Here is a 13,181-nt window from a genome sequence, read left to right as displayed (position 1 = left end):
CTCGTCGGTCAAAGTGGGCGCAGATCTTACCCAACCAGATCTGCGCTGGCAAGCCCAATTCAGACACAAACTTCAGCGACCAGTTTGGCCAGGGCTTCGGCATGCGTGCGCACCTGGCTTTCATCGTCACCTTCAACCATCACCCGCACCAACGGCTCGGTGCCCGACTTACGCAACAGCACACGCCCACGCCCCGCCATGTCCTCGGTAACCTTGGCACTGGCCTCCTTGACAGCCGGATGCTCCAGGGGGTCGACCTTGCTGGCGCCGAAACGAACATTGATCAACACCTGCGGGCACTTGCGCAAGGCCTGGCGAGCCTGCGCCAGGGTCTCGCCGCGGCGCTTGAGCGCCAGCAGTACCTGCAGTGCGGCAATGATCGCATCACCGGTGGTGGTGTGGTTGCAGCACACGACATGCCCGGAGTTCTCACCCCCCACCAGCCAGCCGCGCTCCAGCAGCTCGGCCATGACGTAACGGTCGCCAACCTTGGCCCGCACGAAAGGAATGTCCAGGTCCTTGAGTGCAAGCTCCAGGCCCAGGTTACTCATCAGCGTACCGACCACCCCGCCCTGCAGCTTGCCCCGCTCGTGCAGGTCCCGGGCGATGATGAACAGCAGCTCGTCGCCATCGACGATCGCGCCGGTATGATCGACCATCAACACCCGGTCACCATCACCGTCGAAGGCAATGCCCAAGTCGGCGTGACCGACCAGCACTGCCGCCTGCAGCGACTCGATGTGGGTCGAGCCGCAGCTTTCGTTGATGTTCAGGCCGTCAGGCTGCGCATGCAGCACCGTCACTTCGGCACCCAGCTCGCGGAACACGCTCGGCGCGACTTTGTAGGTGGCGCCATGGGCGCAGTCGACCACCAGCTTGAGCCCTTCGAAGCCGGTGCTGGACGGCACACTGCTCTTGCAAAACTCAATGTAGCGGCCAGCGGCATCGTTGATACGCGAGACCTTGCCCAGCTTGCTCGAGCCGACCACCGTCATCGGCTGGTCAAGAAGCTCCTCGATCATCAGCTCGATTTCGTCGGGCAGCTTGGTGCCCTGGCCTGAGAAGAACTTGATACCGTTGTCATCGTGCGGGTTGTGCGAAGCACTGATGACGATACCCGCTTCAGCATGGAAGGTACGGGTCAGGTAGGCGATGGCCGGGGTAGGCATCGGCCCGAGCAGCAAGACGTCAGCACCTGCAGCAGAAAGGCCCGCCTCGAGCGCGGACTCGAACATGTAACCGGAAATGCGCGTGTCCTTGCCCACCAACACGCGGCAGTTACCCTGCTTGCGGAAGGCCATGCCCGCCGCCCAGCCCAGCTTCAGCATGAAGTCAGGGGTGATCGGGTATTCGCCGACGCGGCCACGGATGCCGTCGGTACCAAAGTATTTTCTGCTCATAGGGACTCCAATGTTCTTATTCGGCGTTCTGTACCGCAGCAATCATGCGCACCACATCGGCGGTCTCGGCCACATCATGGACGCGCAGAATGCTGGCACCCTTGGTCATGGCCAAGGCCGCCAGCGCCAGGCTGCCGTACAGCCGCTCACCAACCGGACGATCCAGCGTCAGGCCGATCATGCTCTTGCGTGAAACACCCACCAGCAACGGGCGCCCGAGACTGTAAAGTGCTTCCATATGCTTGAACAGGCTCAGGTTATGCGCCAGTGTCTTGGCGAACCCGAAACCCGGGTCGAGGATGATGCGTTCGGCACCGATACCCGCTGCTGCGCAAGCCGCCATCCGCTGTTCAAGATAGCGCGTTACATCGGCGGTCACATCCTCGTAATGCGGGTCGTCCTGCATGTTCCCCGGCTCGCCGCGCATGTGCATCAGGCACACCGGCAGCCCGGTATCTGCAGCGGCATCGAGGGCGCCATCACGCTCCAGCGCACGCACGTCGTTGATCAGGCCAGCACCGAGGCGAGCCGACTCACGCATGACGGCAGGCGTTGAAGTATCGACCGAAATGACCACATCAAGGCGACTATTGATTGCCTCGACCATCGGCGCCACACGCTCGAGCTCCTCGGTCACCGAGACCGCACGGGCGCCGGGGCGCGTCGATTCGCCGCCGATGTCGATCAGCGTCGCGCCCGCCGCAACCATGGCTTCTGCATGACGTAGGGCCTCGTCGCGCTGACTGAAGCGCCCGCCATCAGAGAAGGAATCGGGGGTGATATTGAGGATACCCATGACATGGGTACGGGACAAATCAAGAACCCGGTTGCCGCAAGGCAACCGGGTCGGGTACAGCTTAGAGCTCATAGATGCCCTTAGTGTTGAGCCGCTGGGCCGCCGATCGGCGATTCAGGGCGATCATTCTGGGCAGCAGGCGTGCCCGAAGTCTTGTCGTCATCCCAGTCACGCGGTTCGCGAGGCGTACGACCGGACATGATGTCGTCGATCTGGTCGGCGTCGATGGTCTCGTACTTCATCAGCGCTTCGGCCATGGCATCGAGCTTGTCGCGGTTGTCGGTCAGCAGCTGCTTGGCAGTGGCGTAGCACTGGTCGATGATGCTGCGCACTTCCGAGTCGATCAGCTTGGCCGTTTCGCCAGAAACACTGGCGTGCTGGCTGCCGGCGCTGCGGCCGAGGAAAACCTCGCCCTCTTCTTCGGCATACATCAGCGGGCCGAGCTTCTCGGACAGGCCCCACTTGGTGACCATGTTCCGGGCAATCTGGCTGGCACGCATGATGTCGTTCGAGGCACCGGTGGTAACACCGTCGAAGCCCAAGGTCATTTCCTCGGCGATACGGCCACCGTACAGCGAGCAGATCTGGCTGATCAGCGCACGCTTGGACAGGCTGTAACGGTCTTCCTCGGGCAGGAACATGGTCACACCCAGGGCGCGACCGCGCGGGATGATCGAGACCTTGTAAACCGGGTCATGCTCAGGCACCAGGCGACCAACGATGGCGTGACCGGCCTCGTGGTAAGCGGTGTTCTGTTTTTCCTTCTCGGACATGACCATGGTCTTGCGCTCGGCGCCCATCATGATCTTGTCTTTGGCCAGTTCGAACTCTTTCATCTCGACCAGGCGCTTGTTGGAGCGCGCAGCGAACAGCGAAGCTTCGTTGACCAGGTTGGCAAGGTCAGCACCGGAGAAGCCTGGAGTACCACGGGCAATGACTGCCGGGTTGACGTTCTCGCCGATCGGAACCTTGCGCATGTGAACCTTGAGGATCTGCTCACGACCACGGATGTCTGGCAGGCCGACCACCACCTGGCGGTCGAAGCGGCCAGGACGCAGCAGGGCCGGGTCCAGTACGTCCGGACGGTTGGTGGCGGCAATGACGATGATGCCATCGTTCATTTCAAAGCCGTCCATCTCGACCAGCAACTGGTTGAGGGTCTGCTCACGCTCGTCGTGACCACCGCCCATGCCGGCGCCACGGTGGCGACCAACGGCGTCGATCTCGTCGATGAAGATAATGCATGGGGCGTGCTTTTTGGCCTGCTCGAACATGTCGCGCACACGGCTGGCACCCACACCGACGAACATCTCGACGAAGTCCGAACCGGAAATGGTGAAGAAAGGCACCTTGGCTTCGCCGGCAATGGCCTTGGCCAGCAAGGTCTTACCGGTACCTGGCGGGCCGACCATCAGCACGCCACGCGGGATGCGGCCGCCCAGGCGCTGGAACTTGCCCGGGTCGCGCAGGAACTCGACCAGCTCGCCGACTTCTTCCTTGGCCTCGTCGCAACCTGCAACGTCAGCCAAAGTGGTCTTGACCTGGTCTTCGGACAGCAGGCGCGCCTTGCTCTTGCCGAAGCTCATCGGCCCGCCCTTGCCGCCTGCACCGCCCTGCATCTGGCGCATGAAGAACATGAACACGGCAATGATCACCAGGATCGGGAAGCTCGCCACCAGCAGCTGAGTCCAGATGCTCTGCTGCTCGGGCTGCTTGCCTTCGACGACCACGTTATTGTCGACCAGGTCGCCGATCAGGCCGTTATCGGTAATGGCCGGGCGAACGGTCTTGAAGCTGTCGCCGTCGGCGCGCTTGCCGGTAATGATGTAGCCGTCGACGGTCACACGCTCGACCTTGCCATCCTTGACCTGCTGGATGAAGTCGGAGTAGTTGAGGGTCTGCGGCTCGTTAGGGCTGGAGAAGTTGTTCATCACTGTCACCAGGACAGCTGCGATGATCAACCACAGGATCAGATTCTTTGCCATGTCGTTCAATTCGCTACCCTCTGAGGCCGGCGCACGACGCAGCCGTGCCTCGCATGATATTCATCGCCCTAACTTACTACATTACCTACGCAACCGCAGGCACCGTCTGTAACCCTTTGTGAAATCTAGACTACACGAAGTTCGGACAATCCAGACGGGGCGGCCGATTGGAAATAACTATCGACCACCCCGCAGCACGCCATTCAAGCGCCCTTGAAACCCTTACCCAACAGGTACTGTTCACGCGAGCGATCCCGTGAAGAGGACGGCTTGCGCATCTGCACCTTGTCGAACTTGGTGCGCACATCCTTCAGGTACATGTCAAAGCCTTCGCCCTGGAAAATCTTGATCAGAAAATCACCGCCGGGCTTGAGCACACGGGTTGCCAGGTCCAGGGCCAACTCACAGAGGAACATGGCGCGCGGCATGTCCACCTCAGGCGTACCACTCATATTGGGGGCCATGTCGGAAATCACAAGGTCTACGTGCGAATCACCGACCGCATCGAGGATCTGCTGCAGGACCTCATCCTGGGTGAAGTCGCCCTGAATGAAGGTAACGTCCGGGATCGAGTCCATTTCCAGAATGTCCGAAGCGATCAGACGGCCCTGGCCACCAATCAGACGACTGGTCACCTGCGACCAGCCACCCGGCGCCGCGCCCAGGTCGATCACGCTCATGCCTGGGCGGATCAGGCGGTCTTTCTCCTGGATCTCAAGCAGTTTGTAGCTCGCACGCGAGCGGTAGCCATCCTTCTGTGCCTGCTTAACAAAAGGGTCGTTAAAATGCTCTCGCAGCCAGTTAGCGCTGCTTTTGGAACGTTGTACCACGGGGCACCTCGATGATATGCGTCGTGTTTGACTGGGCGGAGCCACAGGCCCTCGGGTAAAATGCCCGTCAATTTTACAGAATCAGACGGAAAGGGTCAGATTATGCCGCTCAATAACGAGCAGAAGAAGCAATACAAATCCATTGGTCATGACCTGAAACCGGTCCTGATCGTTGCTGGCAACGGTTTGAATGAAGGCGTGATCGCCGAACTGGAGCGCGCACTGGTCGACCACGAGCTGATCAAGGTCGAAATTCGCTCGGAAGATCGCGAAGAGCGCGCCGAGACCATCGCAGAGCTGTGCAAGGCCGGCCGCGCCGAGCTGGTGCAGACCATCGGCAAGAAAGCGCTGATCTACCGCAAGAACCCACAGCCGAACAAACAGCTGTCCAACATCCACCGCTACAAGTAACGGTGGCGCCGATCAGTGGCGCGCTTGGCGCGCCCTGACCGGTACCGGTTGAGCCACCAGCACGATGCCGGAAAAACCCAGAACCAGAAAACAGAACATCTGCCAGCGCTCGCCGACCGAGATGCCATAGCGCAAGGTGTAATACCCCACGCAGGCCGCAAAGCCGAGCAACAGCATCTGGCCACGAAATTGCCGCCACCAGGCCGCCAGGCCATCGACCCTCGCCAGTACTGCCAGCTGCGTCAGCAGCCCGAGCAACGCCACGCCAATCAACCAACGGTCAATCTGCCCGGCGATATCCTGTACCAGCAAAGGTGCCAGGCCACTGACCTTGAGCGCAGGCACCAGCCCAACATGGAACACCCAAAGGCCACCGACCCAGAAAACCTGGGCCAGTTGCCAGAGGATCCCCTCAAGGGATGGCGCCCGCAGGCGCCGGTCAGATGTGCTTGACTTCGACAATCTCGTACTCGACCGAGCCGCTTGGCGTCTTGACGACGACAGTATCACCTTCTTCCTTGCCGATGATGGCACGGGCGATCGGTGCGCCGCTCGAGAGCTTGCCTTGCTTCACGTCGGCTTCATCCTCACCAACGATCTGGTAGCTCACCTCTTCATCGGTTTCAGTGTTGGCCAGCACCACAGTGGTGCCGAAAATCACTTTGCCGGTGTGAGGGATAGTGGTCACGTCGATCACTACCGAGTTCTGCAGACGGCCTTCGATGTCGCGGATACGCGCCTCGACCATGCCCTGCTCCTCACGGGCGGCATGGTATTCGGCATTTTCCTTGAGGTCGCCCAGTTCGCGCGCTTCGCCAATGGCCTGGCTCAGGCGCGGGCGCTCGGTCTTGCTCAGGAACAGGTGCTCCTCTTCCAGGGCGCGAGCGCCCTGAACGGTCATCGGATACTTGGTAATGCTCATGCTTTAAGTCCTGCATGCAGATCCTGCAAGCGACGAACGGTCTTTTCAGGGCCGAATTTCAGCGCTTCGCAGATGGCTTCACCAGCCGCAATGGTCGTGGTGCAGTAGATCTTGTGCTGCAACGCATTGCGACGAATCGAATAGGAATCGGCAATCGACTGACGGCCTTCGGTGGTGTTGATGATCAACGACACTTCGTCGTTCTTGATCATGTCGACCACGTGCGGACGGCCTTCGGTCACCTTGTTCACGCGGCGCACTTTCAGGCCGGCCGCCTCGATGACCTTGGCGGTACCTGCAGTAGCGACCACTTCGAAGCCCAGGGCGATCAGGTCACGGGCAACGCCAGCCACCTGTGGCTTGTCGTCGTCACGTACGCTGATGAACGCGGTACCGCCAGTTGGCAGCACTTCGCTGGCACCCATCTGAGCCTTGGCGAACGCTTCACCGAAGCTGTCACCGACACCCATGACTTCACCGGTCGATTTCATCTCAGGGCCGAGGATCGGGTCAACCCCCGGGAACTTCGCGAACGGGAAGACGGCTTCCTTGACGCTATAGAAGTTCGGGATGATTTCCTGGGTGAAGCCCAGCTCTTTCAGGGTTTTGCCGGCCATGACGCGGGCAGCGATCATCGCCAGGGAAGTGCCGATGCACTTGGACACGAACGGCACGGTACGCGAGGCGCGCGGGTTGACTTCGATCACGTAGATCTTGTCGCCCTGCAACGCCAGCTGCACGTTCATCAGGCCAACCACGCCCAGCTCCAGGGCCATCTTGCGCACCTGATCGCGAACCTGGTCCTGCACGTCCTTGCTCAGCGAGTACGGCGGCAGCGAGCACGCCGAGTCACCGGAGTGAACGCCGGCCTGTTCGATGTGCTGCATGATCGCGCCGATCACCACGTCGGTGCCGTCACAGACCGCATCCACGTCCATCTCGATGGCGCAGTTGAGGAAGTGGTCCAGCAGTACCGGGCTGTCGTTGGACACTTGCACGGCTTCACGCAGGTAGCGCTTGAGCTCGTCCAGTTCGTAGACGATCTCCATCGCGCGGCCGCCCAGTACGTAGGACGGGCGCACCACCAGCGGGTAACCGATACCGCCCGCAGCACGGATGGCTTCTTCTTCGCTGCGCACGGTAGCGTTTGGCGGCTGCAGCAGGTTCAGGCGCTGAACCATCTGCTGGAAGCGCTCACGGTCTTCGGCACGGTCGATGGCGTCCGGGCTGGTACCGATGATCGGTACGCCGGCCTCTTCCAGGGCGCGAGCCAGTTTCAGCGGGGTCTGGCCGCCGTAGTGGACGATGACACCCTTTGGTTTCTCGACGCGGCAGACTTCCAGCACGTCTTCCAGGGTCAACGGCTCGAAGTACAGGCGGTCGGAGGTGTCGTAGTCGGTGGAGACGGTTTCCGGGTTGCAGTTGACCATGATGGTCTCGTAACCGTCTTCACGCAGTGCCAGTGCCGCGTGCACGCAGCAATAGTCGAACTCGATGCCTTGACCGATACGGTTAGGGCCGCCACCCAGAATCATGATCTTGTCGCGGGTCGACGGGTTGGCCTCGCACTCTTCCTCGTAGGTGGAGTACAGGTAGGCGGTGTCGGTGGCGAACTCGGCAGCGCAGGTGTCGACGCGCTTGTACACCGGGAACACTTCCAGCTTGTGGCGGTGACGGCGCAGGTTCTTGTCGGTGATGCCGAGCAGCTTGGCCAGACGCTGGTCCGAGAAGCCCTTGCGCTTGAGGCGCAGCATGTAGTCCTTGTCGATCGCCGACAGGGCCAGGGTCTTGACCTTCTCTTCTTCCTTGATCAGGTCTTCCATCTGAACCAGGAACCACATGTCGATGCCGGTCAGGGCGAAGATCTCTTCGCAGGTCATACCCGAACGCATGGCGTCAGCCACGTACCAGATGCGCTCGGCACCCGGCACGGTCAGCTCGCGCTTGAGGATGCCGGCGGCTTCCGGGCTGGCCAGGTCGACTTTAGGGTCAAGACCGCAAGCACCGACTTCCAGGCCGCGCAGGGCTTTCTGCAGGGATTCCTGGAAGGTACGGCCGATGGCCATGACTTCACCCACGGACTTCATCTGGGTGGTCAGGCGGGCGTCGGCTTTCGGGAATTTCTCGAAGGCGAAGCGTGGCAGCTTGGTGACGACGTAGTCGATCGACGGCTCGAAGGACGCCGGAGTACGGCCGCCAGTGATGTCGTTCTGCAGTTCGTCAAGGGTGTAACCAATGGCCAGCTTGGCGGCGATCTTGGCGATCGGGAAGCCAGTTGCCTTGGAAGCCAGCGCCGAGGAACGCGAAACACGCGGGTTCATCTCGATCACGACCATGCGGCCGGTGTTCGGGCAGATACCGAACTGCACGTTGGAACCGCCGGTTTCAACGCCAATTTCACGCAGCACCGCCAGCGAGGCGTTGCGCATGATCTGGTATTCCTTGTCGGTCAGGGTCTGCGCCGGAGCAACGGTGATCGAGTCACCGGTGTGCACGCCCATCGGGTCGAAGTTTTCGATCGAGCAGACGATGATGCAGTTGTCCTTTTTGTCGCGGACCACTTCCATCTCGTACTCTTTCCAGCCGATCAGCGATTCGTCGATCAGCAGCTCTTTGGTCGGCGATAGGTCCAGACCACGGGTGCAGATTTCTTCGAACTCTTCACGGTTGTAAGCGATACCACCGCCTGTGCCACCCATGGTGAACGACGGGCGGATGATGCATGGGAAGCCAAGCTTCTCAAGGACCGCATTGGCCTCTTCCATGCTGTGGGCGATACCGGAGCGCGGGCACTCCAGGCCGATATCCTTCATGGCCTTGTCGAAGCGCGAACGGTCTTCGGCCTTGTCGATGGTGTCGGCGTTGGCACCGATCATCTCTACGCCGAACTTCTCCAGAACGCCGTGGCGCTCCAGGTCCAGGGCGCAGTTCAGTGCGGTCTGGCCACCCATGGTCGGCAATACGGCGTCCGGGCGTTCTTTTTCGATGATCTTGGCCACCGACTGCCACTTGATCGGCTCGATGTAGGTGGCGTCGGCCATGGCCGGGTCGGTCATGATGGTGGCTGGGTTGGAGTTCACCAGGATGACGCGGAAACCTTCCTCGCGCAGGGCTTTACAGGCCTGGGCGCCGGAGTAGTCGAATTCGCAGGCCTGGCCGATCACGATCGGGCCAGCGCCGAGAATCAGGATGCTTTTGATGTCTGTACGTTTTGGCATGGTGGTCACTCAAATCCGGGGTCAGTCGGCAAGCCGCTTTGAACAATCTGGGTCAGGCGCTTCCGGGCGCGGCAGGTGCCGGCCCGGGGCCTTGAAGCAGGATGCTCAGCGGCGCTTGGCCATGGCATCGGTGAAACGATCGAACAGTGGCGCGACGTCGGTCGGGCCCGGGCTCGCTTCAGGGTGGCCCTGGAAGCTGAACGCGCTCTTGTCGGTACGCTCGATACCCTGCAGGGTGCCGTCGAACAGCGACTTGTGGATGGCGCGGACGTTACCCGGCAGGGTGGCTTCGTCTACGGCGAAACCGTGGTTCTGGCTGGTGATCATGACCACACCGGTGTCCAGGTCCTGGACCGGGTGGTTGGCACCATGGTGGCCGTGGCCCATTTTCACGGTCTTGGCGCCAGAGGCCAGCGCCAGCAGCTGGTGGCCCAGGCAGATGCCGAACACCGGAATATCGGTGTCGAGGATCTCTTTGATCGCCTGGATTGCGTAGTCGCATGGCTCCGGATCACCAGGGCCGTTGGACAGGAACACACCATCGGGGTTGAGCGCGAGCACTTCGCTGGCCGGGGTCTGGGCAGGCACCACGGTCACGCGGCAGCCACGGGCGACCAACATGCGCAGGATGTTCAGCTTGACGCCGTAGTCGAAGGCAACAACGTGGTACGGCAGCTCGGAAGCTTCCAGGGTCGGGTGGCTGTCGGTTTTCAGCTCCCACACGCTGGAGCGCCACTCGTAACGCTCCTTGGTGGAAACGACCTTGGCCAGGTCCATGCCCTTGAGGCCAGGGAAGGCGCGGGCAGCGGCGATGGCGGCTTCTTCGCTGATGTTGTCACCGGCGAGGATGCAGCCGTTCTGAGCGCCCTTTTCACGCAGGATACGGGTCAGGCGACGGGTGTCGATGCCGGCGATGGCAACGACATTGTTGGCCTTGAGGTAGTCAGGCAGCGACTGGGTGTTACGCCAGTTGCTGGCCAGCAGCGGCAGGTCACGGATGACCAGGCCGGCGGACCAGACACGGTTCGACTCGGCGTCTTCCGGGGTGGTGCCGGTGTTGCCAATGTGCGGGTAGGTCAGAGTAACGATTTGCTGCGCGTAGGAAGGGTCTGTAAGGATTTCCTGGTAGCCGGTCATAGCGGTGTTGAACACCACCTCACCAACGGTCTGACCGTCGGCTCCGATGGCTTCACCGCGAAAAATACTGCCGTCGGCAAGGGCGAGTATGGCTGGCTTTGTCAAGAAGACCTCCCGTAAATCAAGCATGAAAGGGCGATCGCAGGTTGCAAAAAAGCGGAGTGACGTATGGACACGTCACCCCGCTTCTATGTGCTGAATTCAATTCGCTGCGCGCTTTTAGTGGACACACTAAAGCTGTAGCTTACAGAAAAGTGCTTTTTTGGTCTACCGTAAATGTGCCTCTAAAACACATGATTGCGACAGGCTGACCTTCTTGGGCAATGAACACGCGTGTAGGAGCGGCCTTGTGTCGCGAAAGGGTCGCAAAGCGGCCCCAGGATATCAGCGGCGCCACAGATATCCTGGGACTGCTGCGCAGTCCTTTCGCGACACAAGGCCGCTCCTACCAGGGATCACATGTACCCCGAGGGAACGGCTTAACGCAGCTCTAGAACATCCTGCATGTCGTACAAGCCCGCCTCGCGCCCATCCAGCCACAGCGCGGCACGCACCGCACCCTTGGCGAAGGTCATGCGGCTGGAAGCCTTGTGGGTGATTTCCAGGCGCTCACCTTCAGCGGCGAACAGCACGGTGTGGTCACCGACCACATCGCCGGCACGCACAGTCGCAAAGCCGATGGTCTGGCGATCACGCGCGCCCGTCTGGCCCTCACGACCATACACCGCCACTTCCTGCAGATCACGACCCAGGGCATTGGCAACCACCTCACCCATGCGCAGCGCAGTGCCTGACGGCGCGTCGACCTTGTGCCGGTGGTGCGCCTCGATGATCTCGATGTCGACATCATCGCCCAGCACACGCGCCGCCATGTCCAGCAACTTCAGGCTGAGGTTGACGCCTACGCTGAAGTTGGCGGCGAAGACGATCGGGATATCCTTGCCCGCCTCGGCCAGCAGCTGCTTCTCCTCGCTGGTGAAACCGGTGGTGCCGATGATCATCGCCTTGCCATGCTTGCGGCAGAACGCCAGGTTCTTCAGGGTCACCGAAGGGTGAGTGAAGTCGATCAGCACGTCGAATTCGTCGGCAACCTTGGCCAGGTCATCCGACAACAGCACACCGATCCGACCGAGCGCCGCCAACTCACCGGCATCCGCACCGACCAGCGAGCTGTCCGGGCGGTCGATCGCCGCCGTCAGCCCGGCACCCGGGGTTTGCTGCACGGCTTCGATCAGGGTCTTGCCCATCCGCCCTGCCGCGCCCATCACTGCAATACGTCGCATAGCCTGTTCCTTGTCAGAGATCGCCGAAGAAGCGCTTCACGCCATCGAACCAGCCATTGGCCTTGGGCGAGTGGGAGCTGTCGCCTTCGAGCGAGTCGCGCAGCTCTTCGAGCAGTTCACGCTGGCGACGGCTGAGGTTGACCGGGGTCTCGACCGCAACGCGGCACAGCAGGTCACCCGCACCACCACCACGCACCGGTGCCACACCCTTGCCACGCAGGCGGAACTGCTTGCCGGTCTGCGTGCCTTCCGGGATCTTCAGCTTCACACGACCATCGAGGGTCGGCACTTCCAGCTCGCCACCCAGAGCGGCATCGGTATAGCTGATAGGCACTTCGCAATACAGGTGCTTGCCGTCACGCTGGAAAATCTCGTGCTCACGCACGTTGATCACCACGTAAAGGTCGCCGGTCGGGCCACCATGGGTGCCTGCCTCGCCTTCGCCGGACAGGCGGATGCGGTCGCCAGTGTCGACGCCGGCCGGCACCTTGACCGACAGGGTCTTGTATTCCTCGACACGGCCTTCACCGTGGCACGAACCGCAAGGGTCGGTGATGATCTTGCCCTGGCCATGGCAGCGCGGGCAGGTCTGCTGCACCGAGAAGAAGCCCTGCTGCATGCGCACCTGGCCGATACCGCCGCACGTCGGGCAGGTCGACGGGGTCGAACCCTTCTTCGCACCACTGCCGTCACAAGGCTGGCAGTTGACCAGGGTCGGCACCCGAATGCTGACCGTGGTGCCGCGCACGGCTTCTTCCAGGTTCAGCTCCAGGGTGTAGCGCAGGTCGCTGCCGCGCGAAGCACCACCACGACCACCGCCACGACCACCACCGAAGAAGTCACTGAACACATCGCCAAAGATGTCGGAGAAGTTGGCGCCACCGAAGCCTGCACCGCCGCCACCCATGCTCGGGTCGACGCCGGCGTGACCATACTGGTCGAACGCCGCACGCTTGCTCGCGTCAGACAGTACTTCGTAGGCCTCGTTGGCCTCCTTGAACTTGTCTTCGGACTCTTTGTCGCCCGGGTTGCGGTCCGGGTGGTACTTCATCGCCAGGCGGCGATAAGCCTTTTTCAGGTCTGCTTCACTGGCGCCGCGCTCGACACCCAGGACCTCATAATAATCACGCTTGGACATAGGTCATTTGCACCTTGTTGGGCGTTCGGCATCCGCGCCGCGCCGTCAGCACCCGCCTGAA

11 protein-coding genes are annotated in these 13,181 nt (G+C 61.4%); 1 reads left to right on the top strand and 10 read right to left on the bottom strand.

Annotated features, from left to right (window positions below; genetic code table 11):
* Nucleotides 1–59: 59 nt before the first annotated feature.
* The 4 genes from glmM to rlmE form a co-directional block, all read right to left on the bottom strand.
* Nucleotides 60–1,400, bottom strand: coding sequence for a phosphoglucosamine mutase (gene glmM / locus ACMGF5_RS12435; RefSeq protein ID WP_046788152.1), 1,341 nt, complete (start codon nt 1,398–1,400; stop codon nt 60–62).
* Nucleotides 1,401–1,416: 16 nt separating this feature from the next.
* Nucleotides 1,417–2,268 carry a dihydropteroate synthase gene (gene folP, locus ACMGF5_RS12430; RefSeq protein ID WP_046788151.1) on the bottom strand — a complete coding sequence of 284 codons (852 nt, stop codon included), beginning with the start codon at nt 2,266–2,268 and terminating at the stop codon, nt 1,417–1,419.
* An 8-nt stretch (nt 2,269–2,276) separates the two neighbouring features.
* Nucleotides 2,277–4,181 carry an ATP-dependent zinc metalloprotease FtsH gene (gene ftsH / locus ACMGF5_RS12425; RefSeq protein WP_012312647.1) on the bottom strand — a complete coding sequence of 635 codons (1,905 nt, stop codon included), beginning with the start codon at nt 4,179–4,181 and terminating at the stop codon, nt 2,277–2,279.
* A 203-nt stretch (nt 4,182–4,384) separates the two neighbouring features.
* The gene (gene rlmE, locus ACMGF5_RS12420; protein WP_012312646.1) at nt 4,385–5,011 is read right to left on the bottom strand and encodes a 23S rRNA (uridine(2552)-2'-O)-methyltransferase RlmE; all 627 of its coding nucleotides are present in this window, start codon (nt 5,009–5,011) and stop codon (nt 4,385–4,387) included.
* Between the two features lie 102 nt (nt 5,012–5,113).
* Here rlmE and yhbY point away from each other — a divergent pair, with 102 nt between their 5' ends.
* Entirely contained in the window at nt 5,114–5,422 is a 309-nt protein-coding gene (gene yhbY, locus ACMGF5_RS12415) for a ribosome assembly RNA-binding protein YhbY (RefSeq protein WP_003249945.1), read from the top strand.
* A 12-nt stretch (nt 5,423–5,434) separates the two neighbouring features.
* Here the strand turns inward: yhbY and ACMGF5_RS12410 are convergent, their stop codons facing one another.
* The 6 genes from ACMGF5_RS12410 to dnaJ all read right to left on the bottom strand — a co-directional run bounded on the left by ACMGF5_RS12410 (nt 5,435) and on the right by dnaJ (nt 13,120).
* A complete protein-coding gene (locus ACMGF5_RS12410; RefSeq protein WP_012312645.1) occupies nt 5,435–5,884 on the bottom strand; it encodes a hypothetical protein in 450 nt (149 codons plus the stop codon).
* Nucleotides 5,862–6,344, bottom strand: a complete 483-nt coding sequence (greA, locus tag ACMGF5_RS12405) for a transcription elongation factor GreA (RefSeq protein WP_012312644.1) — start codon at nt 6,342–6,344, stop codon at nt 5,862–5,864. The genes ACMGF5_RS12410 and greA overlap by 23 nt, the downstream gene beginning before the upstream one ends.
* Nucleotides 6,341–9,562 (bottom strand): carbamoyl-phosphate synthase large subunit, encoded by a 3,222-nt coding sequence (gene carB / locus ACMGF5_RS12400; RefSeq protein ID WP_012312643.1) that lies wholly within the window; start codon nt 9,560–9,562, stop codon nt 6,341–6,343. The genes greA and carB overlap by 4 nt, the downstream gene beginning before the upstream one ends.
* A 105-nt stretch (nt 9,563–9,667) precedes the next feature.
* Entirely contained in the window at nt 9,668–10,804 is a 1,137-nt protein-coding gene (gene carA, locus ACMGF5_RS12395) for a glutamine-hydrolyzing carbamoyl-phosphate synthase small subunit (RefSeq protein WP_039602472.1), read from the bottom strand.
* 374 nt (nt 10,805–11,178) lie between these two features.
* Nucleotides 11,179–11,982, bottom strand: a complete 804-nt coding sequence (gene dapB, locus ACMGF5_RS12390; protein ID WP_046788150.1) for a 4-hydroxy-tetrahydrodipicolinate reductase — start codon at nt 11,980–11,982, stop codon at nt 11,179–11,181.
* Nucleotides 11,983–11,995: 13 nt separating this feature from the next.
* Nucleotides 11,996–13,120, bottom strand: coding sequence for a molecular chaperone DnaJ (gene dnaJ / locus ACMGF5_RS12385; RefSeq protein WP_039602362.1), 1,125 nt, complete (start codon nt 13,118–13,120; stop codon nt 11,996–11,998).
* Nucleotides 13,121–13,181: the final 61 nt, after the last annotated feature.

Origin of the sequence: Pseudomonas sp. BNK-15, assembly GCF_047456105.1 — a bacterium.
GTDB lineage: Bacteria > Pseudomonadota > Gammaproteobacteria > Pseudomonadales > Pseudomonadaceae > Aquipseudomonas > Aquipseudomonas putida_E.
The sequence above is the reverse complement of the archived record's forward strand: the minus strand, read 5'-3'. Positions and strand labels throughout refer to the sequence as shown.

What these genes read in the sequence shown, in the direction of transcription:
- carB (WP_012312643.1), bottom strand. Translation starts at nt 9,562, where the DNA reads ATGCCAAAACGTACAGACATCAAAAGCATCCTGATTCTCGGCGCTGGC.
- ftsH (WP_012312647.1), bottom strand. Translation starts at nt 4,181, where the DNA reads ATGGCAAAGAATCTGATCCTGTGGTTGATCATCGCAGCTGTCCTGGTG.
- folP (WP_046788151.1), bottom strand. Translation starts at nt 2,268, where the DNA reads ATGAGCTCTAAGCTGTACCCGACCCGGTTGCCTTGCGGCAACCGGGTT.
- glmM (WP_046788152.1), bottom strand. Translation starts at nt 1,400, where the DNA reads ATGAGCAGAAAATACTTTGGTACCGACGGCATCCGTGGCCGCGTCGGC.
- dapB (WP_046788150.1), bottom strand. Translation starts at nt 11,982, where the DNA reads ATGCGACGTATTGCAGTGATGGGCGCGGCAGGGCGGATGGGCAAGACC.
- yhbY (WP_003249945.1), top strand. Translation starts at nt 5,114, where the DNA reads ATGCCGCTCAATAACGAGCAGAAGAAGCAATACAAATCCATTGGTCAT.
- greA (WP_012312644.1), bottom strand. Translation starts at nt 6,344, where the DNA reads ATGAGCATTACCAAGTATCCGATGACCGTTCAGGGCGCTCGCGCCCTG.
- dnaJ (WP_039602362.1), bottom strand. Translation starts at nt 13,120, where the DNA reads ATGTCCAAGCGTGATTATTATGAGGTCCTGGGTGTCGAGCGCGGCGCC.